Genomic DNA, 23,981 nt, shown 5'->3' with positions numbered 1-23,981 from the left:
TTTTTAATCCATGTCCACTTCTTGGCCCAGAAAGCAATCCACCACGTAGCGAATTGAGCTGAAAGAGTTGACAAGGGCTTGACGCGCTTCCGCTTCGGTCATCCATACAATCTGCTCAATTCCTTCCTCGTGTTGCGGCGCCATTTTTTTATCATTGACGTTGCGCATCAAGTACCACTTTGTTCGTTTGAGGTATTTTTGATTATTTTGGCTGTAGGTATGCCACGTGGTACAAATTTTTTCAACCAATTCGGCTTTCACGCCTGTTTCTTCTTCTACCTCACGCAAAGCGGCTTTTTTGGACTTTTCGTCCTCGTCCAATTTTCCTTTGGGCAAATCCCAGCAACCACGCCGAAACATCATCAAAAACTGCTCGCCTTTGGTTACTACCCCACCCGCAGCTTTTACTACCGTAAACATCTTTTTGAGGCGCTTTTCAACGGCCTCTTTATCTTTTGGCACCAAATAAACCGACTGTAAATCAGGCAAATCGAAGTTGTTCAAAAAATGAAACAACTTTTCAACCGTGATGGGAGTGGCGTTTAAAATCAGCAAATGGCCGCGCAAACTAGCCACTTTCAACATCTCTAGGTTAGCATCCACTACCTTGTCAAAAGTGCTTCTATCGGGAAGCTTTTGGGCAGCCTTTTCGCTTAAAATTCGGATAGGTCGGTCTTTGATAAAAATAATCATTCTGCTATGGAAAGTAAAACTTGACAAAATTAGCAAATGCGATTGTTTTGGATAGCAAATAGTTTTGATAATTTTGCAATTGTACCAACCATCCCCCCTTCGTGGAACTACTTGTAATCGTTCTACTCGTTCTCATTAACGGAATTTTCTCCATGTCGGAAATCGCGCTTGTCTCATCGCGAAAGTCGAAATTGGAAACCGCGGCCCGCAACGGTGACCGTCAAGCCCAGCACGCGCTTGAACTTGCCAACTCTCCCAATCGCTTCTTATCCACAGTACAGATTGGTATCACGCTCATTGGTATCCTCAACGGGGTATTCAGTGGCGAACGTATTACAACTGATTTTCAAACGTACATCGAACAGTTTGAGTTGCTTAAACCCTACGCCCACAGCATTGCCGTTGGGGGTGTTGTCCTTTTTGTCACTTATCTCTCGTTGGTACTTGGGGAACTTGTTCCTAAACGAATCGGGATGGCCAACCCCGAAGCTATTGCCAAGTTTATGGCAACGCCAATGAATTGGCTTTCGACCCTTACGGCCCCGTTTATTTGGTTGTTGGCCAAATCGAGCGATTTGATTATGAAATTGCTGCGCATTAAGCCACAAAACCAAGCAATCACGGAGGAAGAAATTAAAACAATTATCCAAGAAGGAACCACGGGAGGTGCCATTGATGAAATCGAGCAAGAAATTGTTGAAAACGTATTTCACCTCGGCGATCGCAAAATTGTTTCATTGATGACCAATCGCCAAGAAGTGACTTGGCTAGATGCCGCCGATGAACCCGACGTGAATAGGGCAAAAATCTTAGAATCCAAACATTCGGTATATCCCCTTTGTAATGACGGAATCGACAATATTGTTGGTTTAATTTATGTCAAAGACTTGCTCGGCGAAGACCTCGACGGTCAGCTTCGACGGTTGGAGACGTTGGCGAGAGAAACTTTATACATTCCCGAAAATATAAAAGCGTACCAAGCTTTAGAAAAATTTAAGGAGCGACGCGTGCACTTTGGCATCATCGTCGATGAATACGGCGCCATGCAAGGCATTGCCACCCTCAACGACATTATGGACGTTCTGGTGGGTGATTTGTCAGAAACGAATGAATTTAACTACGACATCGTTGAGCGCGAAGACGGCAGCTTTTTGGTGGATGCACAGCTTCCTTGGGAAGATTTCCTCGACCACTTTGATATTGTGGTCGAAGACAACAAAGAACTGACTGGGTTTAATACCCTCGGCGGATTTGCCTTGCACATTATCAAGGATATTCCTGCCACTGGCGAACATTTTACTTGGCAGGAATATCGCTTTGAAATCATCGACATGGATAAAAGTCGTATTGACAAAATTCTTGTACAACGTACCCCTGACGAAGGTATTCTTTAACAACTGCAAACTTTTGCAATGTTTTTAGATGAGTTCAATACCTTGCTGTCGAAACGCATTTAAAGTGACGTCAGAAGGCTTTAAACTTGTTATCAAAATATCAATATCTTGTAAGTCGCATACCTTATAGGTTTCTACTGTATGCAGCTTTTCAGTAATGGCGCAAATAGCTACTTTTTTGGCTGCTTGCGCCATTTTCTGTTTTAAGACCGACTCTTCATAATGGCGTAGCGTAACGCCCACTTCGGGATCTAGCCCATTAAAACCCATCAAGTACAAATCCACCCGAATATGCTCAAGTTGCTTCATTACTTGGTTACCAATCGTGATTTGATAGCGTTTATGGTAAGTGCCTCCCAGTAAGATGGTCTCGATTTTGGGATGTTCGTTCAATACCGCGGCCAAGGGTAAGCTATTCGTAATCACGGTCATTTCCAGATTTTTAGGAAACTGCTCCGCAATATGAAAATTGGTTGTCCCACCATCCATGAGTATTGTCTGGTGATTGTAAAAAAGCTTTTGAGCTTTTCGGGTCAGCATCACTACTTCTTGCTGATCGGCGCTATAATTGTGCGTATTTTTAAACGATAAATACGAATTGGCCACCGCACCTCCGTGGACTTTCTTCAAAAGCCCCTTGTCTTCTAGCTCAATGACATCGCGACGAATGCTATCGTAGGAGACATTCAACAATTGGCTCAACTCCAACAAATTGATTTTTTGGTCACGATTGAGCTTCTCAATAATGAGCCGTTGGCGTTCTTCTTTAATCATAGGTTAACGTGTCTGACAGGTATCCAAGTATCGTTTGCAAAGTATTGAAAATTCTTTGCAAAAAAATGCAAAAAAAAGTTGCATTAAAACAAAAAGTTTGCATATTTTTGCAGTGTTGATTCAATCACAACTTGACCTATGATGAAAAAAACCTCGCGCTACCTTAGGGGTTTGTGTAGCTGCGAGGTTTTACAAGAATCTGTTTTAAAATGATGTGGATAGGAACGTCAGACCCAGCTGTTTCAGCTGGGTTTGTGTTTTTATCTACAGTTCACGAATACGGACATTGCGGTACCATACTTTGTCGCCGTGATCTTGCAACGCAATCTTGCCTTTTGCAAATTTTCCAAATCCTTCCCAAGTCTTAAATTTACTATTGGCAACCAAGGCATCCCATCCTTCTCCTTTGGTTGGGAATGTCACCATTTGCTTACCGTTCAACCAAAATGTTCCTTGTCCATTTGAAATAACCATTTTAGCCTTGTTCCACTCTCCTGCGGGCTTCACGGCCGTCAGGTCTGCGGGTGGAATCATGTCATACAATGAACCTGCTTTGTGGTTACCATTTTTACCTGCAAACGAATCTGGGTGTTTGGCATCGTCCAATACTTGCATTTCTGGCCCTGTGCTGTAAGGGCAACAATATTTTTTGTCTTCTACTACGCCCCACATCACGCCGCTATTGCCTTTTTCGGCGATTTTCCACTCCATTTCCAACTCAAAATTTTCGAACTCCTGGTCAGTTACTAAATCACCACCGCCTCTGGCAGTAAGGGTCATTGCACCATCTTCTACCTTCCATTTATCCGACACGGGCTGCCCTTGCTTGTTAAAGTTGTGCCAACCGCTGAAATCTTTACCATTGAAAAGCTTTTGCCATTTTCCTTTTTTTTGCACAAATCCGCAGGTCAAAATAAGCGCTGCTGCTGCAAAAACGAGTGTGAATTTGAATTTTGTCATGATACTAAAAGTGATAAATTAAGAGAAACAAAAAATGAGTAGTCTTGGTTAAGACCACTCATCAAAAGGAATCTGTGCGACACCTATACTTATTTTACTTTATTTTTTAGCAGCTTGTGGCGCCATACTGTACTTACATTTCACTTTAATTACCTGCGCGATTTTCACAAAAACCATCTGTGGCACCTCTATATTGTGATCTACCAAGGCAACGTCAAACTCAGAGCTAATGGAGATTGTTCCCTCAGCCACAGTGAGTTTTCCCTTGAGGGTACGAGGTTTTGTCACTCCATGAATCGTTAAATCACCCGTGGCAGAGACGTCGTACGTCCCGTTTTTCGTGTAATCAATTTTTTCTACCAACTTTCCTTTAAAAACGGCTTTGGGATACTTGTCCGAATCCATGTAGTTTTCGTTGAAATGCTCCTGCATCAACTTATTGGGAAAATCAAACTGCTTCATCACCATTTGCACGGCTACGTCCCCCGTTGCGGTGTTGATGATACTTACACTGTTCTTATTCACTGCCGAAATGTCCTCGACGGGGGTTTCTGAGAAGAAAGTGGTTTCTCCCTTATTGGTCAGATATATCCCCTGTGCTTGCAGCGAACCCACAAATAGCAGGTAGCCCAAGAAAAGTTTGATGCGTGTTTTCATAGCCATTCAAATAGGTTTGAGATGATTGTATGTTTTTATTTCATCATGCTTTTAGCTCTCTTGTCGAAGCTAAACGTACGCGACACATTGAATCCGTAGCGAATATCGCCTTTGCCCCAACTCCCCGCCGTATCGCCAATAAATTGTTTTTCAACCATACCTGATGAATTGGTGAAGTGGAGCTGGAAAACGTGCCCACCCGTTTCGATGTCAAAGCCAATTGCCAACGAGTTATTGTACTTATCGCCAAGGTCATTGATAATATCTTGATCGCGGAAAGCCCAATAGTATTCGGCATTCAACGAGACGCGCTTACTGACTTTCATTCGTCCCCCAAAACCAAGGGCAAACAACGCGCGTTCTTGCGCAGCCGTAGCCACTCGATTGCGGTACAATAACGTTGGGTTCAATTGCAGCGACAGCTTGTCATTAAATTTTCTTGCAATCAGCAATTGCGTACAGTACGAGGTTTTGTCTTGGGTAGAAAGCGTCTTATCTTGGGTTTCGATGACTGCGCTAACCAAACCTGTGATAGACACGGGGATATTTTTTGTTCCACTTGCCTGCCGCAACAACTTGGCTTTCCCAAAGAAATCGTAGGTTTTTTGGACACTGCTACGCCCAACTCCAATCATGATGTTGTCGGTCAGACCGTATTCAAACCCCAAACGGACAGTAGAATAATCAAGTCCAAACAAATTATAGGCACCCGAATTGAGGCGGTCAAAACGGTGGTGAATCAAAAAATCAAGGTGATTTTTCTTCACTGTTTCAACCGAATGCCCATTGATAATCCGTGTCCCTTTGAAGGTCGCAGAGGTATAGTCGGTTGTTTTGGGAGTTTCTTGCTCCAGCAATTTTGTCAAGTCATCTTGGGCATTTGCCTTGACCATACCTATCACTAGCCACAATAGGGCTATTTTAGCAACTACTTTCATAATCTGGGAATATCAAATGTGTTACAAGCTTTTTATTAATTGAGGAACTTCGGAAATTAGGCACTTACTGTGAGCGTATTGCCATTGGCACTTAGTTGGGCTTTATATACTGTCAAGGCTTTGGTAGCTGGTCCGACTTCTACAGCACCTGTTGTGCTAAATTCTGAACCATGATTGCTACAATAAAAATCATTTTGAGCCGAGCGGTAATCAATGGTTGTACCTTCGTGGGTACACGTTTTTGAAAGGGCAACGATGGTGCCTTTGGCATTGGCCACAATCACACTACCGACTACCACAAAGCGTCCATCCGTTTTTAAAGTTGAGTAGGTGCTTGACGTTAAATCAAGGGTAAAACTAATCGCTCCTTTGCTCAAATCCGCGTTACCAGTCAAGCCAGTGGTGCCTGTATTTGTCCCTGTGTTTGAGCCTGTTCCAGAAGTATCTGGGTCAACACTCCCGCTTGAGCAAGCTGTCAGGGTTGTTCCCATGCAGTAAAATGCCATTAACGCACTGCTACTAAGCCCCAAATTGCGCAAAAATTGTCCTCGTTTCATGGTTTGATTTTTCATGTTGAAAGAAAAATGGATTGTTGGTTAAAAACTCCTTTTGAACGTATCTACGAGTCTCCAACCGATATGGTTGCGTGAACGGCACTTTTTTTTATGCCTTGTAGCAAAAGAGAAGCAATTAAAACAACGAGCCTTGGATTACTTTAGGCTGAATACGAGGAGCTAAGAGTGCAAAGTGGCAGTGTTTATTTATTTGCTCAATCCAATAGCTCGACAGCTCGGGAGCATGAAGATTTTCACCACAGTGAACAAAAATGTAGGCGGTTGACAACCCCGTTTCAAACCAATTTTTTAAACGCTGTACCCATTCGTCCACCCTGCTGTAGTCGGTCGGGTGAAGTTCATTGCCCACAAAGCGGAGCGTAAGCGTTGAATTTGACAGGCCCATGTGAACCACATCGCGGCGGCCTGCCACATCCGACATGACTGTGCCCACGCCTAGCTCGTGCAGCATCTGCAAGGTTTCTTGCCAAATCATTGGTTGCGCAAACCAATCGGGGTGACGAAATTCGACCGCTATGGGAAATTTAGGGGGGAGTTGTTTCAAAAAAGTCATTAACACCTTGGATTGGCGCGCGTCAAAATACGGCCCTAGTTGAAGAAAAGTCATACCAAGATTAGCCTCTAAGCCCAACACCGACTTGGTAAATGCGTCGCTTAAAGGTTCACAACCGCGCAATTGGCGGTCATGGCTTATTTCTTGGGGCCATTTGGGGCAAAACTTAAAATGAGCAGGCACCGACTCTTTCCACCGCTGAATGGTGGACTCCGACGGAATTTGGTAGTGCGTTACGTTTAATTCAATCGTATTGAACTGACGACTATAATGGTAAAGGAAATCTTTTTCTTTGGCCGTGGTGGGATAAATTTTCCCCACCCATTCTTTATTGGCCCAAATGGGTGGCCCAACAAATACTTGTTTTTCTCCCGCAATGGGAGTTCCTTTTAACACACTCTGATTGAAAACTGGGTCAGTGGGTAGCGCAAAATTAACCCCCGAAATATCCGTTAATTTTCCAAAATCCATGTAGGTATTCGCTTTAAAAAACCAAAAGCCGCTTTTTACAGCGGCTCGCCAATTTACAACAAAATGATGTTTATTATGTTTGATAAAACAGGTAATTTCTATTTTACTCGCTCGTCGTTGGTATAGACTCCAACTTCTTTGCGTCCATTACGGTGATAAAATGCGCCTTGTCCGTTGCGTTTTCCGTTGGCAAAGATACCCACAAATCGATCACCATCCACGTAATAGTACGTTCCCTTTCCATTGGGTAAATTATTTTGAAAAATTCCGACGTACTTATCGCCATTGGGGAAATAATAAGCGCCGTAGCCCGCACGTTGGTCGGCCTGAAAATCACCTTTGTACTTCATTTTTCCGTCGGGATAGTATTGAACTCCAATGCCGTGGCGTCGCCCCATCCGAAAATCTCCTTCGTATCGCTCGCCGCTTTCGTGTACATAAATGCCGTACCCATTTTCACAATTTCCCGCAGTACACCCTACCTTGTCGTCTTCTTCTTCCTCCTCGTCATCGTCGGAAGCTGGAAACGAACCCGTGCTTGTAGAGGCGACAGTTACGGGAATTTTACTTTGATTTTTGGCCGTTAGGGGTGCTTCTGATTTCGACGGTGTGGCGGTCGTTGTTAGCCCTGCCGCATCCATCCAACCTTGCCGAATGGCGTCAATGCGGTATGTTTTGGCAGGATGAGAATACGTGGCTTTGTCGTCACCCAAGGTTTTGATGGCCACCAGCGACTCTTCTAAGGAAGCCCCAAGGCGCTGCATGACAAAACCTGAAAAACGGTCGGCTTCGAGTTCTTTTTGCGGACGCGCCCCTTTTCCATCAATGGTGTGGCCTTGTAAATGGTGCCCAATTTCGTGCGCTACAATACTGATGGCCGACCAGTCGGTGTGGGTTACGTTTTCAACGCGCTTCATAAACGCACCGTCATAAACGATGTAGCGTTGGCCGTCCACCACCGTCGCAAAGCAGTTTTCGGTGTTGGGACACTCGACCACGATAAAGTTTCGCAACAAGCCCACTTGCTTTAAGATTCGGTCCACGACCGCTTCTGCATGTTGGTTGGAGCGAAAGCTCAGGTAGTTACAAATGTCTTTGGGCGATTGGAGTTGTTTGAATCCAAAATAATGACAAACGAAGGCATCATCCTCCGAAGTGTCAGTTTTTGGAGTTGCCGCAGGAGATTGGGCAAACGAATAACTTGAAAGAGCTGTTAATAGGCAGATTAGGCGTTTCATAAGTGGTCGCAGTCAGGAATCGCATTATTGAAAAAACGATGGGTAGGTTCAAAAATTACATTCCCCTGAAAAAATAAAAACCTCTCCCAAAACTCAGGAGAGGCTTTCTGATTTCTCAAAATAGGTCAAGTTACTTTGCAGCAGCCAATGTCAAGTCGATAGCGAAATCATCATAAATCGCTTTGTCACCGATGTTAGCAAAGAATGTTTTTGAGCCATAACGAATATCCCACTTTGTACGGTCAAGCGTGATTTTCGCGTTAGCACTTACGCCTTTCGCATCTGCTTTCACTGTCGCAGGGAAAGTTACGCTTTGAGTAATTCCTTTGATTGTCAAATCGCCAGTGATGTTGATGTTAGCACCAGTTCCGTCCACTTTCTTGATGACGAATTTTGCTTTTGGATGCTTTTCTACCGAGAAGAAATCATCTGATTTTAAGTGACCCACCAATTTCGCGTTGTAACCTGCATCTGTCAAGTCATCACATTTGATGGTTGTCAAGTCAATTTCAAAAGAACCGCCAGTTACTTTAGCGCCGTCCACGTTCAACGAACCATTTGCCAATGCTACTGTTCCGTAGTGTTCACCAGTTACTTTTTTCGCGTGCCATTTTACCACACTTTTCGACGCATCAACTTTGTAGGCAACTGCTTTTTTCGAGCTATTTTTTTCAGTAGCAGAAGCACCGCTAACGGCCAACAAACCAGCTACCAACACACTTGCAATCATTTTCATTGTTTTCATTGTACTTAATTGTAGTTAAAAAAATTAGTGTTTATTGTGAATTTTGAAAGTTTTAAACGTTAAAAATGTACTAATTATAAACTAGGTTTATCGAATTAATAGGTTTTGATTTTACAACAGTTAAATGTGCAAAATTAGTTCGCATCAACCTATTCTTCGACAGATGGGCACTGGCCTTCTTCAGCAGCGCATGACCCTCGGAGGCGGTCAAGCAAGTCGCTTAGTGTGCTCGCTTCTTCTTCGGTCAGCCGCTTCAACTGGTTTTCCCATTCTTGTTGCATGTTGTCCAGTTCCAACAAAATCTTTAGTCCTTCGTCAGTAACTACTACATCTACCGCTCGGCGGTCGCTGGGGCATTCTGTACGACGAACATAGCCTTTTGCCAGTAGTTTATCCACCAAGCGAGACGCGTTCGACATTTTGTCGAGCATCCGCTCAATGATGTCATTTACTCGTACTGGCTTCGGATGTTGACCTCGCAATATGCGTAATACGTTGTATTGCTGAGGAGTCAAATCGTAGGGCTTCAATAGACAAGCCTGACTATTTGATAACCAGTTTGTTGTATAAAGCAAGTTAATTGCGACTCGCTGATACGGGTTTTTAAACTTTGTTTGTTTGATGTCAGTTTCGATAGACATGGTACGTGTGTCATATTTGACGTTGCAAATATATGATGTATTTACATTATATGTCAATACATTTAATTTATTTTTTTAGAAAAAATTGAAAATAAAAATTTATCTCTTTGATAATCATCCAATTAGATAATTAACAAAATTTCAACAATTATTTTCTTTTTACTTAAACTGGACGATTTCAGGAGCCGAAATATCGAAATCCCTAAATCTTAACGGTGGGACTCCATCAAAATTGGCCCGAAATGGCTGCCCAATGTCTGGGATTCCCGAATAAATACTCAGTCGAACCTGAAAAGTTGTAAACGTCAGGTTTTCGTTTCGGAACCTAAATCCGAGTCCATAGCCAGCAAAAGGTTTGTTTCGGAAGAGGTATTGTCCACTAAAGGCAGTCCATCCCAAATCGGCAAAAGTAAAAGGTGCTACCCTAAAACCCAAAAAATTGAGAGGGCTAAAGAAAACCGTCTCCGCACCAATGACCAATTTTCGGGTACCGCGCAGCTCGTCGCTGGAAATACCCCTAATGCCTTCGTTGCCACTTATGTTAAAATATTCATTGGCAAACCGATTGAACCCCCAAGCAAATTTGAGGTTGATAAAATGCCGCGCGTACCATTCTCCTCCAAAGCGATGCAATGGAGTAAAGTAATTGTTTTCGGTGCTAAAAACCCCTTGCTCGGTAGCGCCATCTTTTATGTAAGTGCCGATGTTAGTAAGGTTATATAAGTACCCAATTTTAATGTAACGCGCCCTTGAATATTTTAAACCTATGTACTTTCGGTCACCCAATTCGGCAGGGTCGCTGCCATAAACAAACGACACCAAATCTCCCACAGGTACGTCTTCAGTTCGGCCAAAACCATAGATAAGCAAATCGCGCTGATATCGGCGATTAGAATACCCAATGCTCAACAAAGTGGGGCGGGTGTTTTGGAAAAGTTGGTTGGTACTATCGGTCACGCTGCGGTCACGATTGTAAAAAGATTGGCGAGTATGCCGCAAAGCCACCACAAACCGAGCCCGTTCACGCAGTTTATCATCTCCAAAAAATATACGAAAAGAGCGTCCCATCCACGCATCAAACAATACGTATTGCGACCAAAAATAATTCCTAACGGAGCGCCCAGTCAGGGAATCGAGGGTAAATTCAAACAACCGACGATTGTAGTATCCCAATTCGATGGCTCCCGCATATTTCATTTGGGGGGTTAGGAAAGGACGATAGGCTTTAAAAGAAAGTTGTTTTTGGTCGCGCTGCACGTTGAGTATCCCCTCCCCTGCCACAAACGTTTTGCCAAAAGAAGGAATAAAATAGCGCCCAGCATATTCCAAACGCTGTCGTTCGTCGCGGCCGTTGTACGAAACCGTATTTTTGAACGACTGCCCCAGGCCGCGAAAATTTCGTTGTTCTATGCCAATCGTAAAATTATCAAAATTTGAGGCTGACCCATCGGGCAGCAGCGACCACAAATCTTGGGTATAAACGTGGACATCGACGGCATCTTTGGCATTGCGAAAGGGTACAATGACAATGCGTGCGTCGTGAAAAATTCCCTGTTGACGCAAATAACGCTCATTGTCGCGCATTTTTTCGGGATCAATAACGTCGCCTTCCTCAAAAAAAAGATAATTTCTTAAAATGGTTCGTTCGCGGGTACTTCGGTGCAATTTATTTCCCGTGCGTTCGGTCCAATTTCCTGGTACTTGTAAGGTATCATGCACACTGTAACCAAAAACATCTAAACTATGGATATGGATTTCGCGAATCCAACGACCCGCAAACGGCAAATGCGGATTTTGTTCCATTTGGGCCACTTGTCCCGAGTCGATGTGCCGATCAATATCTCGAAACAATACATTGTAAAACGTCTTGGGAATCACCTTTTTAGCCGTTTTCCCAAAGGCGGTATCTTTGGCGGTGGGGGCATCTAGTTTCGCTTTAAAAAGGCTATCAATGGGCAGAGAAACGCGCGTTGTGTCTTTGACTTTTGTCGTTTTTCGGGGGTCAGGACGTTCAATAGCGGGCTTCTGCGCCAGCGACGATGCCGTCATCAGCACAAATACCACCCACAAAAGTCCATTTTTTATCATAAAAGCCATTTCCCTTACCACCACTTGCGATTCGTAGTACTACATACGAGTAAATTCAGTTGAAAATTAAAGAAACTTAGTCAAAATCATTACTCTTCTGCGAATTTTTAGAAACAGCTTTGCAGTAAACTTCTGAAAGTTGGCAGATAGTTTTTACTTTTGCCCTCGCAAAAGGCTAACGTTTGAATGTTTTCAAAGCTACTCATTCTTCTTTTTTTGCCCTTGGTTAGTTGCCTCGGGCTGTTGTCAGTAGGCAAAAAAGCCAATGCTTGGGCAGGTTGTGTCGCATCCTTTGTTTCTCTCCTCGGGCTTGGTATCTCTCTTTATCTGTTTCAATCGTGGGTACATGCTCCGCAGCAGTTTGCCGTTGAGTGGTTTCAGCTCAAAGAAAAATCATTTACGTTATCGCTTCAAACCGACAACCTTACGCTCATCATGCTTGTTCTTGTGCATTTTGTGGCGTTGTTGGTTCAGCTTTTCTCCATCAGCTACATGCACGACGATGCGGGTCGTTGGCGGTATTTTGCCTTTTTGGGCGTGTTTGTCTTTTCGATGTTATTGATTGTGCTCGCTGGCAACCTATTTCTAATGTACGTAGGTTGGGAATTAGTGGGTTTGTCTTCCTATTTATTAATTGGATTTTGGTACGAAAAACCACGAGCCGTTTGGGCGGCAAAAAAAGCTTTTATCCTCAACCGAATTGGCGACGCAGGCTTTTTAATGGGAATTTTGCTCTTATTTTGGTATTTCGGAACGAGCGAACTATCGGTGCTAAATTCGCAGTTGGCGGTTAACAGTTTACGGTTTACAGTTTCTGATAATGAATTGACACTCATTGGCTTGCTGCTTTTTTGTGGAGCGGTAGGAAAATCGGCACAATTTCCCCTTTCGGCTTGGCTGCCCGATGCCATGGAAGGCCCAACGCCCGTTTCGGCACTGATTCACGCCGCAACAATGGTGGCAGCGGGGATTTTTTTGTTAGCAAGAATTTATTTTTTATTGACGCCCGATGCCCTTACCATCATCGCCCTCATTGGCGGAATTACCATGGTGATGGGTGCTTATCGCGCCATTTTTCAAACAGACATCAAAAAACTTTTGGCCTACTCCACCATTTCACAATTAGGTTTGATGGTACTCGGAATGGGGATTGGCGCGCGCGAAGCGGCTTTGTTTCACTTACTAACCCACGCTTTTTTCAAAGCAGGGCTATTTTTGTGCGCAGGAGCTGTCATCCACGCGGTGCATACACAAGACATGCGACAAATGGGTAATTTACGCCCCAAAATGAAAATCACCTTCATTGCTTATTCGATTTGCGCGGCTGCATTGGCAGGCTTACCGTTCTTTTCGGGCTTTTTATCGAAGGATGCGATTTTGGTAGAAGCATTTGCCTGGGCTTCGCAACGAACTGCTATTGCGTACGTGTTACCCATTGCAGCGCTTCTCTCAGCTGGATTAACGGCCTTTTATATTACGAAACAATGGCGTTTGGTCTTTCTATCCCGACCTGCCTCCGGAACGGTGGTTCACTCGCCTGACATACACGAAGCCGATAAGCTCATGCAGCTCCCGATGGTTTTGTTGGCAGGATTGTCGGTTTTTGTGTGGTTTTCAGTCAACCCTTTAGACGCCGCACACGGTTGGTTTTTCCAACTTTTTCCTAGCAAAGTTAGCCATGAATGGCATACTATTGTTGCTACTTTATCAATAATTGTCGCAACAATAGGCATTAGTTTGGGATACATTTGTACTTTTAATCACAACATTCCATCTCTTGTTCAGCAATTTGGAACCTTGCACGATGCCATCAAAAAAGCATACGAACAAGGGTGGGATTCGGTCAAGCATCAACTCCAAATTCTGAGGGAGCATGACCCCGAAACGGAGCAGTTTTTATTTTTAATAAGTCCTCTCCAAAAAATTGGACAATGGCTGTATCATCTCGATAGTAAAATTGTGGATGTAACCGTCAATGGATTTGCTTATTTAACCGTCATTATCGCTCATATTATTGGTCGTTTTGACCGAATGGTCGTCGATGGAGCAGTCAACGGTGCGGCCTGGCTGGCAAGGTTTGTCGGCAGCCGAACCCGCAACCTCCAAAACGGCCAAGCCCAATCTTATTTTGTAGTCGTTCTCGTAGGAATTATCGCTGTTATCCTGTGGGTACTCCACTGAAACTAAGTTATGAAGATACCTTATCTACTTTCTTTTTTTGTATTTCACCCCTTAGTAGGGACGATTGCTATTCTCCTGATTTCTAACCGTTTCAAACACACGTACAAATGGATTACGTTGTTTTTTACAGCTTGTCAAGTACTTGTATCGGGGGTTTTATACGCCATGTACGACCCTTCCAACCCAGCCCCCCAATTTGTAGAAAAAGCAGATTGGATTACGCTTTCGTTGGGCAAAATGGGCACCGTTTCTATTGATTACCTGCTCGGAATTGACGGTATCAGTTTTCCGATGGTCTTACTAACGTCGGTCGTCATGCTGGTGGGAGCGATTTCTTCGTGGACTATTGACAAACGCGAGAAGGCTTATTTCTCCTTGTATTTACTGTTAACTACCAGTATTACAGGATGTTTTATCGCCCTTGACTTCTTCTTATTTTTCCTCTTCTTTGAGTTTATGCTCCTGCCCATGTATTTTTTGATTGGGCTGTGGGGAGGCCCCCGCCGCGAATATGCGTCGATTAAGTTTTTCCTTTATACGCTTGTCGGTTCTTTGCTCATTCTGATTGTAATGATTGGGCTGTATTTGTCGGTTATCGACCCTGTTGAGTCAGAATTAACCCAAACGTTGGTACACACCTTCGACCTTCGTTACATGACAGATATGCGCAACTACTTGCCCAACAGCTTATTATCATTGTCGGGCGAGGTTTATTTATTTGGAATTCCTTCGCGGATGCTGGCCTTTTGGTTGCTGTTTCTTGGTTTTGCCATCAAACTTCCCATTGTCCCTTTGCACACGTGGCTACCCGACGCCCACGTAGAGGCCCCAACGCCTGTATCGGTGGTGCTTGCGGGGATTTTGCTAAAAATTGGGGGCTACGGTTTGTTGCGAATCGCCTACCCTATTTTTCCTGATGCAGCCAATGAATATGCCTTCGTCTTGGCACTTTTGGGCGTCATTTCCATTGTTTACGGCGGTTTTAATGCCCTTGCCCAAAACGACCTTAAAAAAATGATTGCCTATTCGTCGGTGTCGCACATGGGTTTTGTCGTACTCGGAATTGCTTCGCTTACGTCGGAGGGTATCAACGGTGCCATTTATCAAATGGTAAGCCACGGGGTGCTTTCGGCCATGTTATTTTTGGTGGTGGGCGTCCTGTACGACCGTACCCACAACCGCCTCATCGACAGCTACCGTGGGCTGATTGGCCCAATGCCTGTTTATACTGTACTTACGGGAGTGGCCTTCTTTGCTTCGCTGGGTTTGCCAGGTTTTTCGGGCTTTGTGGGCGAATTATTCACCCTCATGGGAGGTTTCAAATCGGCAGTAGTTCCAACTTGGGTAGCAGCCCTTGGCACCGTAGGCATTATTTTAGCCGCCGCTTATTTCTTATGGACACTCCAACGGATGTTTTTGGGGAAATTATGGGCCAAAAATCAAGACGATTTGGCGGTTTTGTATGACCTCGATGCACGTGAAAAATGGATGTTGGTGCCGCTTGGATTGTTGGCGTTCCTCATCGGGATTTTGCCCAATAGCCTCTTCCAGCTTTCGGACAAAACAGTGAGTCAATTGCTCAAGGTTTTTGAATAAACAGGGGTAGGTTGTGAGCAACCCTTAACACAATCAGAACAATACGTTGGTCAGGTTGTGAGCAACCTGACTCACATATGCCCTCAATTCCACCATTTTAGTTTAAAAGTCCAAACCGTTCCTATCAGTACAGGAAGAAGGATATTCATACACCAAAGCGTCAGCGTTACTGCTAAAATACGCGCGGGTTCGACGTCGTAAAAGCTAAAAACGTAAAGGGAAGAAGCTTCTCGAATACCCAAATCGCCCAAAAAATTGAGGGCAGGAATGAGGGTTTTGGCAAAAAATACCAGAAATATACCCGCTATGGCAACATCTAAAGGGAGATTTACCTCAAAAAGCCAAAGTAGCAACGCAAACTGAAGGGTAAAAACGCCATAACGCAGGATTGCCCAACGAAACGCTTGGCCAATTTCGGATAGTGTATATTCGGCAATGACTTTTACGTAAGGATCCACCCATCGAAACAATCGAAAACGAACCAAAAATTGCTCGGCTTCGCCGCGTTTGGCCATCAATACCACGCCAAAAACAAGGGTCATCACCAAAACCAGCAGAAGCAATAGCTGCGGCCATTGTTGTAAAGTAGCTTGATGATATACCCAAAAACCCCAACCCAACGTACCAAAAAACAAGGACACAAAAAACTGTAATCCATTGGAAAGCAGTGCCGCCCCTACCCCCGACAGGCGTTGGTGACTTTGTAACGAAAGTACCCTTCCTGCCGCATCACCGACGTTGTTGGGCATCAAAAACCCCAGTGCAAGTCCCGAAAGCACCCCTTGAAAGGCTTGTCCAAAGCTGATTTTTTCGATTTTTTGGGCCAAAAGTTGCCATTTACGGCTTTCGCAAGCCCAGTTGATGGGGGTCAGAAAAAGGGCGAATCCGAGGATTCCCCAATGCCCTTGCTGCAAATGAAAACGCAGAAGCCGATATACTTCCCCCAAACTTTGTCCTTTGGCCTCCACACTGACGTAAAGGTAGAGCAGCATCCCCAAAAAAAGGAGCCATTTGAACACCCAAGTGATTTTTTTGAGCGAAGAAAGCCGAGAAAACCACGAAGGGCTGTTACTTTGCGTCATGCAAGATCAACAATCAAATCTGACTGAAAAAATTATTTTAGGGATTGACCCTGGAACCCGTATTGCAGGATACGGTGTCATTCGTATTATCGGTGCTCGTATCGACTTACTTCAATACGGCGTCCTAAAACTCGACAAATATAGTAGCCATGAACTAAAACTGAAGAAAATTTTTGACCGTATCACCCAACTTATCGAGGAATTTTTGCCCGATGAAATGGCCGTCGAAGACCCTTTTTACGGAAAAAATCCCCAGTCGATGCTCAAATTGGGGCGTGCTCAGGGTGTAGCGATGGCCGCTGCGCTCAACCGAAACATTCCGATTGTGGAATATTCGCCCAAGACCGTAAAAATGTCGGTAACGGGCAACGGCAATGCGTCTAAAGAACAAGTGGCTTTTATGTTGGAAAGTATCCTAAAAATGCCACTACAACCCGAATACCTCGACGCCACCGACGCCGTCGCCATCGCGATTTGCCATCATTACCACGCCAACGCCCTACCATCGGCAGCAGCCAAAAAGAAAGGCGCAAAAAAAGGCGGTTGGTCAGCCTTTGCCAGCGAAAATCCAGGACGAATCAAGTAATTTTTTCCACCTTCCCGAAAGTTAACAGCTACCTTCCCGAAAGTTTGAAACTTTCGGGAAGGTGGGGAAAAACATCTACGAACTCGCCACACGAACCACTGGAACAATGATTTAAGCGTATAGTACAGGTCTTTTAACCTTTACTCGTATGCCACCGACTACAACACCTCCTACCGCGTTTCAGCTTCCGTACGTTGCCCGTTTGGGTTTCGTATTGCTCAGTGTCACATTATTGGTGTACTGGATGCATATTTTGGGGTCTATTGTTACCCTGCTGCTCTTCTCCATCATTTTGTCGATGGCCATGTTTCCCCTTACCCAATGGCTCGAAAAAAAGGGACTTCCGAGTACGTTGGCTATCACCCTCGCTATTTTAGCGTTTACGGCCGTCTTTGTAGGGATTGGCTTTGTGATTGGGTACGAGGTCAACGAATTTATGCAAATGCTCCCTCAAATGCTTTCCAAAATGGAATCGTGCGCGGCGCAGATACAGCAATGGGCGTACGAGCATTTGAAGATTTCCCACAAAATGCAAGTGAATAAGCTGCAAGAATATACCCAAAACCTAAGCTCCAAAAGCGGCGATATGGTTGGTTCAGCCGTTACGACCACGGGCTCGATGCTCGGAATGCTCGCGATAGTTCCCGTTTTTATCTTTTTTGTGTTGTATTACCGCAACATGCTTACGCAGTTTTTGTACAAGGTTTTTAGCAACACCCCAAAGTCAAAGCTGAACGGCGTTTTTAGCAAAATTTATGAAGTCGTACACAATTACCTCTACGGCTTGTTTCTGGTGACGCTTATTGTAGGTACGCTAAATTCAATTGGGCTATTGGCTTTGGGTATTCAATCGGCCTTTTTCTTTGGTTTTTTGGCGGCCATTTTGCTCATCATTCCGTATTTTGGGATACTCATCGGTTCTATCCTGCCCATTGTAGTAGCGCTTGTTACCAAAGAATCGCCCATGTATGCACTCGGCGTGGCTGGCATTTTTTTCTTTGTCCAAATTTTAGAAGGAAATTTTATTACGCCCTACATCGTGGGTTCCAAAATCAGCATCAACCCACTGGCTGCTATTGTAGCGCTGTTTCTTGGCGAAATGCTGTGGGGCATTGCAGGAATGGCCCTCGCTTTACCACTTACGGCCATCTTGAAAGTCATTTTTGACTCAGTTTCTTACCTAAAACCCTACGGTTACGTCTTGGGAGAACCTGAGGTGGACAAAGAACGCGAACTAAAAAGCACCAAAATTCAGGCCCTCGAACGAGAACTGGTAGAAACCATCCACGAAACTACCGATGAAGTAAAGGCTATTTTCCACAAGAAAAAACCTGTCAAAAAAGCATCGTAATATCGGGGAATAAATTCCCCATTTTTTACCCAATATTGGTAGCAAATGGGCTTGGCATACGATTTTTATATTAAATAGCAAGACTCTAAACCACTAGAAAACAGCAAATAGGCCATGAAAACAATTGAAATCTCAGACATACAAGCAAGTACCATTGCAGGCATGGGAGCCGTACCACATTCGGAAGGTGTTTCGTTTCGGGTTTGGGCTCCCAACGCCAAAGCAGTATCGGTAGTTGGAGATTTCAACAGTTGGAACAAGGAAGCAACGCCCCTTTCGCACGAAGAAAATGGGTATTGGTCGGTCAATGTTCCAGACGCAACAATTGGACAGGAATACAAATACGTGCTTTTCACGGAGGTTACAGAATTGATGCGCAACGACCCTTATGCCCGACAATTGACCAATTCGGTTGGCAACAGCATCGTGCATGACCCACATTTTGATTGGGCAAATGATGACTCATTTCAGATGCCCAACTGGAACGAAATGGTCATTTATGAACTGCACATTGGAACTTTTAACGTAAAAGGGGAAGGTCAAATTGGCGATTTTTATTCAGCCATCGAACGCCTCGACTACCTTAAAGCACTAGGAATCAATGCTGTAGAAATTATGCCCATTGCCGAATTTCCTGGCGGGTACTCGTGGGGGTACAACCCTGCGCATCCTTTCGCCGTAGAATCGGAATATGGTGGGCCGTTGGGGTTGAAAAGTTTTGTAAAAGCCGCCCACGAAAAAGGCATTGCCGTTATTTTGGACGTCGTTTATAACCACTTTGGCCCCACTGACATGGACTTATGGCAGTTTGACGGCTGGAGTGAGAACAATCTTGGAGGAATTTATTTTTACAACGATTGGCGAGCCACTACCCCTTGGGGAGACACGCGTCCCGATTACGGTCGGCCAGAAGTACGCCAGTATATTCGTGACAATGCCCTCATGTGGCTCGAAGAATATCGTTTGGATGGCCTCCGAATGGACATGATTCCGTACATGCGGAATGTCAACGCCGACGGAAACCCCGACAACGATTTAGCGGAAGGCTATTCATTGATACAGTGGATTAATTCGGAAATCAGGGAAAAATTTCCCCACAAATTTACCGTTGCCGAAGACCTCCACACCCTTTCATCCATCACCGATAGTGTATCAAACGGTGGGCTTGGGTACAGTAGCCAATGGGATGCACAGTTTGTCCACCCCGTACGGGAGGCCATCATTGCGATGCACGACGCCGACCGAAACATGGATGCGATTGCCCATGCCATTACGCACAAATACAACAACGACGCTTTTCAACGGGTCATTTATACCGAATCGCACGATGAAGTGGCCAACGGCAAGGCACGGGTTGTTCAGGAAATTGCGGGTGAAGGCGACGTCGATAACTGGTATGCCAAGAAACGTTCCATCTTAGGAGCCGTGCTTACGCTCACATCGCCAGGCATTCCGATGCTTTTTCAAGGACAGGCATTGCTCGAAGACAAATGGTTTGATGATACCGACCCAATTGATTGGAATCGGCTTTCGGCCCACAAAGGTATTGCCAAACTTTACCGAGATTTGATTCATCTAAGGCTCAACAAACACCAAACCACAGCTGGGCTTTCGGGACAACACGCGATGGTATTGCACCTTGACCATGAACTTAAAATTATCGTCTTTTATCGTTTCCGAAACGGTGGCTACAACGACAACACCCTTGTTATCATTAACTTTTCGCAAGAACCTGCCCACGATTTTGGCATTCGTTTTCCCCAAAGAGGGCACTGGCGACTGCGTTTCAACAGCGACTGGGACGGCTACGACGCCGATTTTGACAACCATTTTACCAGTGATTTCATTTCTGTTGGGGTCGAAGACCCCAAACATTTATTGGTCCAAGTTCCCTTGGGAGCTTATGCTGCCCTCATTTATTCACTCGAAGAATAACATACTATTTCACTCATAAACATCACAAAATCATGAAAAAAGCAACCATCATCGTCGCCGCCATGTTGGCATTCGGAACCATCTCATTGTCAAGCTGCTCACGCGAAGAAAAACGCGACGTAGCCGACAACGTACAAAATGCCCAAGATGAGGTAAAAGATGCGGCTGATAACGTAGCCGAAGACGTAAAAGAAGCCAAAGAAGAAACGGCGGAAGAAATAAAAGAAGCCCGTGAAGAGCTATCGCTTAAAATTGAAAATCGCCGTCAAATCATCAACAGTGAGCTTGACGAGCTAAACGCAAAAATCAAAAAGGCGTCGGCCAAAGAAAAGGATAAATTAGAGGCAAAACGTGACAAGTTGAAAGAAAACTTGAACGACCTAAACGATGATTTGGCGGAAGTAAAAAAAGACGTTAAGCGCGACTGGAAACAGTTTAAACGCGACCTTAACGACCGCATTGACGCCATGCAAAAAGATTTTGAAAACTAGCCATTACACCCCAGTCCAGCTCCACAACGGAGCTGGACTTTTTCACTTCCTCTCATGAAACTCCAAGGCCAAAGTACCCTCATTTACCAAATTCCCCAGCCTGTGCCTGTTCAGATGATGCTTCGTCCGTATCGCCACGATGGGCAATCCATTGTAAAGGAGCAGTTTAGCATCCAGCCAAGCGTACCTTTTACCGAATACATTGATGCTTACGGCAATCAATGTCAGCGTGCGATTTTACCCGCTGGCGATGTCACTATCACGACCGACGTGGAGGCACTTGTGCAGCCTTATTTGGCGCCAGCCATTCCTCTACCCGTTTATATTCCTGTAGCCGAGCTTCCCAATGAAGTGATGATGTATTTGTTGGCTAGTCGGTATTGCCAATCCGATTTAATTGATATTCAAAATCTTGCCAGAGAAATTGTTGGCAATAGCGAACTAGGTTATGCCCAAGTGGAAGCAATAAGGACATGGATTAATCAGTCGATTAGCTACCAATATGGCACTACCAACGCTACTACCACAGCCCTCGATACGGCGCAACAACGCGTGGGGGTTTGCCGCGATTTCACCCACCTTGCCATTGCATTGTGCCGCAGTTTGTCCATTCCAGCCCGCATGACGGTCGGCTTTTTGGACCAACTCGAATACATGGATCTGCACGCTTGGTTTGAAGCGTATGTCGGTAATCAATGGTACACCTTTGATGCTGTTCAACCGCAAACGCAAGGCTGTCGGGTCGTACTTGGCTACGGCCGCGATGCCGCCGACGTAGCCATGGTCACGCAGTTTGGAGCGGCTAATTTGCAATCGCTCACGGTCAATGTACAAGTTTTTCAAGAATAATAAGGTTTCCGCTTTTTATATGTTTCGAAAGCTGCATCAATTTTGGTGTAGCTTTTTTTGTGGCCATTTGGGAAAAATGGGGCAAATATTCTACACTTTTTCCTCACCCACAACTCCAACAAAAACCACATCAAAACCTTGAATATCAACTTCTTAGTACAAAATTCAACAATAACTGGAACAGCTTTTTTAGCTTTTACTGCGTCAATCTTTAACATCAACACAGTATGAAAACGAGCATAATCACCTACTTACTTTGTTTCGGATTAGTAGCACCGAGCCTCTATATACCATCGCAAGCCCAAACGTCTTCGAAGAAAAAAACGACCAAAACCAAGCTCAAAAAAACGCAGTCAGGCGCTTTGATTGGTGCAGGAGCAGGAGCGGTTATTGGAGGAATCATTGGTAAAAACAACCGAAATACCGCCATTGGGGCCATCATTGGGGCAACCGTCGGTGGCGCAACGGGTGCCATCATCGGGCAGTCGATGGACAAGAAAGCCGAAAAACTTCGCCAAGATTTGGGTCCTGATACCAAAGTAGAACGCGTTGGAGAAGGGGTAAAACTCACGATGAACGACCAACTCCTGTTTGACTTTGGCTCGGCCAAACTTCGTCCCGAAACACTCGGTAATTTGAGAAAAATGGCCGCCACTCTCAAAAGCGACGACCACACCAATTTGCTCATTGAAGGAAACACCGATAACGTGGGTAGCGAAGCCTTCAACAAAACCTTGTCAGAACAACGCGCCGCTGCCGTATCCAATTTCTTGGTAAGCGAAGGTGTTGCCTCAAATCGGGTAAAACTTATCGGTTTGGGCGAAGCAAATCCCATAGCAAGCAACGCATCCGAAACGGGACGCCAGCAAAACCGTCGGGTAGAAATTGGAATTTTTGCCAACGAAAAATTAAAACAACAAGCCGCTCAATCGGCCTTTAATGCCCAGTAAGCACCATACCTAACTTATTTTAACATACCAAAACCATGAGAACTCGCCTCTTCATCATCGCTTTAGTAGCCACCCTAAGCACAGCCTTTAGTGCTTCTGCCCAAGATTACCGTACGGCCGTGGGACTACGTTTAGGTTCTACCAACGGGATCACCATCAAGCACTTTACCAAGCGTAACGTAGCCCTCGAAGGAATTGTTTCTACCCGTTGGCGGGGTGTAGGTCTGACGGGACTTATCGAAGGGCACACCCGCTTTTTGGGAATCAATCGCCTCAATTTCATCTATGGCGCAGGAGCCCACGTCTATATTTGGGGAGAAGGAAACCGTGGCTACGCGCCTTACCAACGGTCTAGCATCGCAGGACTAGATGCTATTTTAGGACTAGAATACAACTTCCGTGAAGTACCCATCAACATCGGCATTGACTGGAAACCAACCCTCAATTTCAGCGTGGACAATGGGTTCTGGGGCGACGAAGCCGCCATTTCTATCCGATATGCTTTTTAAGTGGAACGAGTTACGCACAACTCTTTATTGTTCAAATTCAACCATTATCAAACATTAAAATCAACAATCGCCATGAATCGCAAACACATCATTTTAGCCATCGCTTTTGTAGCATCAGCCCTTACTTCGTTCGCTCAAGACACTGAAAACAGAGCAAGAACAGGTATCCGTGGTGGTCTAAACGCCTCGAATATGTACATCGATGAAGTTACCGACCGCAACCCTCGCTACGGCTTTCACGCCAGTTTATTTACCCAATTACCTTTGGTGAAAAATAAATTGTATCTCCAACCCGAAATTGGGTACAGCAACAAAGGAACGACGGCCAGATACAACGTTCTCAATACGTTTCAAGGAGAAAATACTTTTAGCCTCGATTATGTAGAAGTTCCTGTGTTGCTAACGTATAAAATTGGCAATTTTGTTGACCTACACGCGGGTGGTTACGGGGGCTATTTGCTCAATGCCAACACCAAAAGTAAAAGCGATGTAGGATCCACTCAAATCGAACTCGGCAAGGGCAATTTCAACGAAATTGATTACGGACTTTCGGCAGGTTTGAGCATCTATTTTGGCAAATTAATGATTGGTACTCGCTACAATTACGGGCTTCGTCCAGTAGCAACGAGCGATGCCGCCAAGGTATTTATGGGTAACGCCAAAAATTCCGTGGGACAAATCAGCGTAGGTTTTACGTTCTAGGCAATGCTGTTGGGGAGGATGT

23 protein-coding genes are annotated in these 23,981 nt (G+C 44.8%); 11 read left to right on the top strand and 12 right to left on the bottom strand.

Annotated features, from left to right (window positions below):
- Positions 1–3: 3 nt before the first annotated feature.
- Positions 4–693, bottom strand: coding sequence for an NUDIX hydrolase (locus tag FHS57_RS19400; RefSeq protein ID WP_183976611.1), 690 nt, complete (start codon positions 691–693; stop codon positions 4–6).
- Between the two features lie 101 nt (positions 694–794).
- Here FHS57_RS19400 and FHS57_RS19395 point away from each other — a divergent pair, with 101 nt between their 5' ends.
- Positions 795–2,087 carry a hemolysin family protein gene (locus FHS57_RS19395; protein WP_183976609.1) on the top strand — a complete coding sequence of 431 codons (1,293 nt, stop codon included), beginning with the start codon at positions 795–797 and terminating at the stop codon, positions 2,085–2,087.
- Positions 2,088–2,111: 24 nt separating this feature from the next.
- Here FHS57_RS19395 and FHS57_RS19390 read toward each other — a convergent pair whose 3' ends face one another.
- The 10 genes from FHS57_RS19390 to FHS57_RS19345 form a co-directional block, all read right to left on the bottom strand.
- Complete coding sequence (locus tag FHS57_RS19390; protein WP_183976607.1) at positions 2,112–2,861, bottom strand: DeoR/GlpR family DNA-binding transcription regulator; 750 nt, start codon at positions 2,859–2,861, stop codon at positions 2,112–2,114.
- A 264-nt stretch (positions 2,862–3,125) separates the two neighbouring features.
- Positions 3,126–3,821 carry a 3-keto-disaccharide hydrolase gene (locus FHS57_RS19385; protein ID WP_183976605.1) on the bottom strand — a complete coding sequence of 232 codons (696 nt, stop codon included), beginning with the start codon at positions 3,819–3,821 and terminating at the stop codon, positions 3,126–3,128.
- Positions 3,822–3,920: 99 nt separating this feature from the next.
- On the bottom strand, positions 3,921–4,478 hold the full coding sequence (locus FHS57_RS19380; protein WP_183976603.1) for a YceI family protein: 558 nt from the start codon (positions 4,476–4,478) through the stop codon (positions 3,921–3,923).
- A 35-nt stretch (positions 4,479–4,513) separates the two neighbouring features.
- The gene (locus FHS57_RS19375; RefSeq protein ID WP_183976601.1) at positions 4,514–5,416 is read right to left on the bottom strand and encodes a DUF5777 family beta-barrel protein; all 903 of its coding nucleotides are present in this window, start codon (positions 5,414–5,416) and stop codon (positions 4,514–4,516) included.
- Between the two features lie 56 nt (positions 5,417–5,472).
- Positions 5,473–5,973, bottom strand: coding sequence for a QcrA and Rieske domain-containing protein (locus FHS57_RS19370; RefSeq protein WP_229601397.1), 501 nt, complete (start codon positions 5,971–5,973; stop codon positions 5,473–5,475).
- A 133-nt stretch (positions 5,974–6,106) separates the two neighbouring features.
- Complete coding sequence (locus tag FHS57_RS19365; protein ID WP_183976597.1) at positions 6,107–7,015, bottom strand: DUF72 domain-containing protein; 909 nt, start codon at positions 7,013–7,015, stop codon at positions 6,107–6,109.
- Between the two features lie 98 nt (positions 7,016–7,113).
- Positions 7,114–8,253 (bottom strand): hypothetical protein, encoded by a 1,140-nt coding sequence (locus FHS57_RS19360; protein WP_183976595.1) that lies wholly within the window; start codon positions 8,251–8,253, stop codon positions 7,114–7,116.
- A 130-nt stretch (positions 8,254–8,383) separates the two neighbouring features.
- Positions 8,384–8,998, bottom strand: a complete 615-nt coding sequence (locus tag FHS57_RS19355; protein WP_183976594.1) for a YceI family protein — start codon at positions 8,996–8,998, stop codon at positions 8,384–8,386.
- Between the two features lie 149 nt (positions 8,999–9,147).
- Positions 9,148–9,639 (bottom strand): MarR family winged helix-turn-helix transcriptional regulator, encoded by a 492-nt coding sequence (locus FHS57_RS19350; RefSeq protein WP_183976592.1) that lies wholly within the window; start codon positions 9,637–9,639, stop codon positions 9,148–9,150.
- A gap of 159 nt (positions 9,640–9,798) precedes the next feature.
- Positions 9,799–11,727, bottom strand: coding sequence for a BamA/TamA family outer membrane protein (locus tag FHS57_RS19345; RefSeq protein WP_183976590.1), 1,929 nt, complete (start codon positions 11,725–11,727; stop codon positions 9,799–9,801).
- Between the two features lie 186 nt (positions 11,728–11,913).
- Here FHS57_RS19345 and nuoL point away from each other — a divergent pair, with 186 nt between their 5' ends.
- Positions 11,914–13,908 carry an NADH-quinone oxidoreductase subunit L gene (nuoL, locus tag FHS57_RS19340; RefSeq protein ID WP_183976588.1) on the top strand — a complete coding sequence of 665 codons (1,995 nt, stop codon included), beginning with the start codon at positions 11,914–11,916 and terminating at the stop codon, positions 13,906–13,908.
- Between the two features lie 9 nt (positions 13,909–13,917).
- Positions 13,918–15,504 (top strand): complex I subunit 4 family protein, encoded by a 1,587-nt coding sequence (locus FHS57_RS19335; RefSeq protein ID WP_183976586.1) that lies wholly within the window; start codon positions 13,918–13,920, stop codon positions 15,502–15,504.
- An 83-nt stretch (positions 15,505–15,587) separates the two neighbouring features.
- Here the strand turns inward: FHS57_RS19335 and FHS57_RS19330 are convergent, their stop codons facing one another.
- The gene (locus tag FHS57_RS19330) at positions 15,588–16,586 is read right to left on the bottom strand and encodes a lysylphosphatidylglycerol synthase domain-containing protein (protein WP_183976583.1); all 999 of its coding nucleotides are present in this window, start codon (positions 16,584–16,586) and stop codon (positions 15,588–15,590) included.
- Between FHS57_RS19330 and ruvC the strand changes: the two genes are divergently transcribed.
- From ruvC to FHS57_RS19290, 8 genes are all read left to right on the top strand, one after another.
- Positions 16,585–17,172, top strand: a complete 588-nt coding sequence (gene ruvC / locus FHS57_RS19325; RefSeq protein ID WP_183976581.1) for a crossover junction endodeoxyribonuclease RuvC — start codon at positions 16,585–16,587, stop codon at positions 17,170–17,172. The two genes, FHS57_RS19330 and ruvC, sit on opposite strands and share 2 nt — an antisense overlap.
- 148 nt (positions 17,173–17,320) lie before the next feature.
- Positions 17,321–18,523 carry an AI-2E family transporter gene (locus tag FHS57_RS19320; protein WP_183976579.1) on the top strand — a complete coding sequence of 401 codons (1,203 nt, stop codon included), beginning with the start codon at positions 17,321–17,323 and terminating at the stop codon, positions 18,521–18,523.
- A gap of 114 nt (positions 18,524–18,637) precedes the next feature.
- The gene (locus FHS57_RS19315; protein WP_183976577.1) at positions 18,638–20,458 is read left to right on the top strand and encodes an alpha-amylase family glycosyl hydrolase; all 1,821 of its coding nucleotides are present in this window, start codon (positions 18,638–18,640) and stop codon (positions 20,456–20,458) included.
- A 32-nt stretch (positions 20,459–20,490) separates the two neighbouring features.
- Entirely contained in the window at positions 20,491–20,949 is a 459-nt protein-coding gene (locus FHS57_RS19310; protein WP_183976575.1) for a hypothetical protein, read from the top strand.
- A gap of 54 nt (positions 20,950–21,003) precedes the next feature.
- Complete coding sequence (locus FHS57_RS19305; protein ID WP_183976573.1) at positions 21,004–21,798, top strand: transglutaminase domain-containing protein; 795 nt, start codon at positions 21,004–21,006, stop codon at positions 21,796–21,798.
- A 227-nt stretch (positions 21,799–22,025) separates the two neighbouring features.
- On the top strand, positions 22,026–22,748 hold the full coding sequence (locus FHS57_RS19300; RefSeq protein WP_183976571.1) for a YiaD family glycine zipper/OmpA-like lipoprotein: 723 nt from the start codon (positions 22,026–22,028) through the stop codon (positions 22,746–22,748).
- A gap of 35 nt (positions 22,749–22,783) precedes the next feature.
- Positions 22,784–23,257, top strand: a complete 474-nt coding sequence (locus tag FHS57_RS19295; RefSeq protein ID WP_183976569.1) for a hypothetical protein — start codon at positions 22,784–22,786, stop codon at positions 23,255–23,257.
- A 72-nt stretch (positions 23,258–23,329) separates the two neighbouring features.
- The gene (locus FHS57_RS19290) at positions 23,330–23,959 is read left to right on the top strand and encodes a porin family protein (RefSeq protein ID WP_183976567.1); all 630 of its coding nucleotides are present in this window, start codon (positions 23,330–23,332) and stop codon (positions 23,957–23,959) included.
- The last annotated feature ends 22 nt before the right edge of the window (positions 23,960–23,981 follow it).

This window comes from Runella defluvii, assembly GCF_014195535.1.
In the GTDB taxonomy this organism is placed as follows: domain Bacteria; phylum Bacteroidota; class Bacteroidia; order Cytophagales; family Spirosomataceae; genus Runella; species Runella defluvii.
This window is presented reverse-complemented; position numbering and strand designations above follow the sequence as displayed.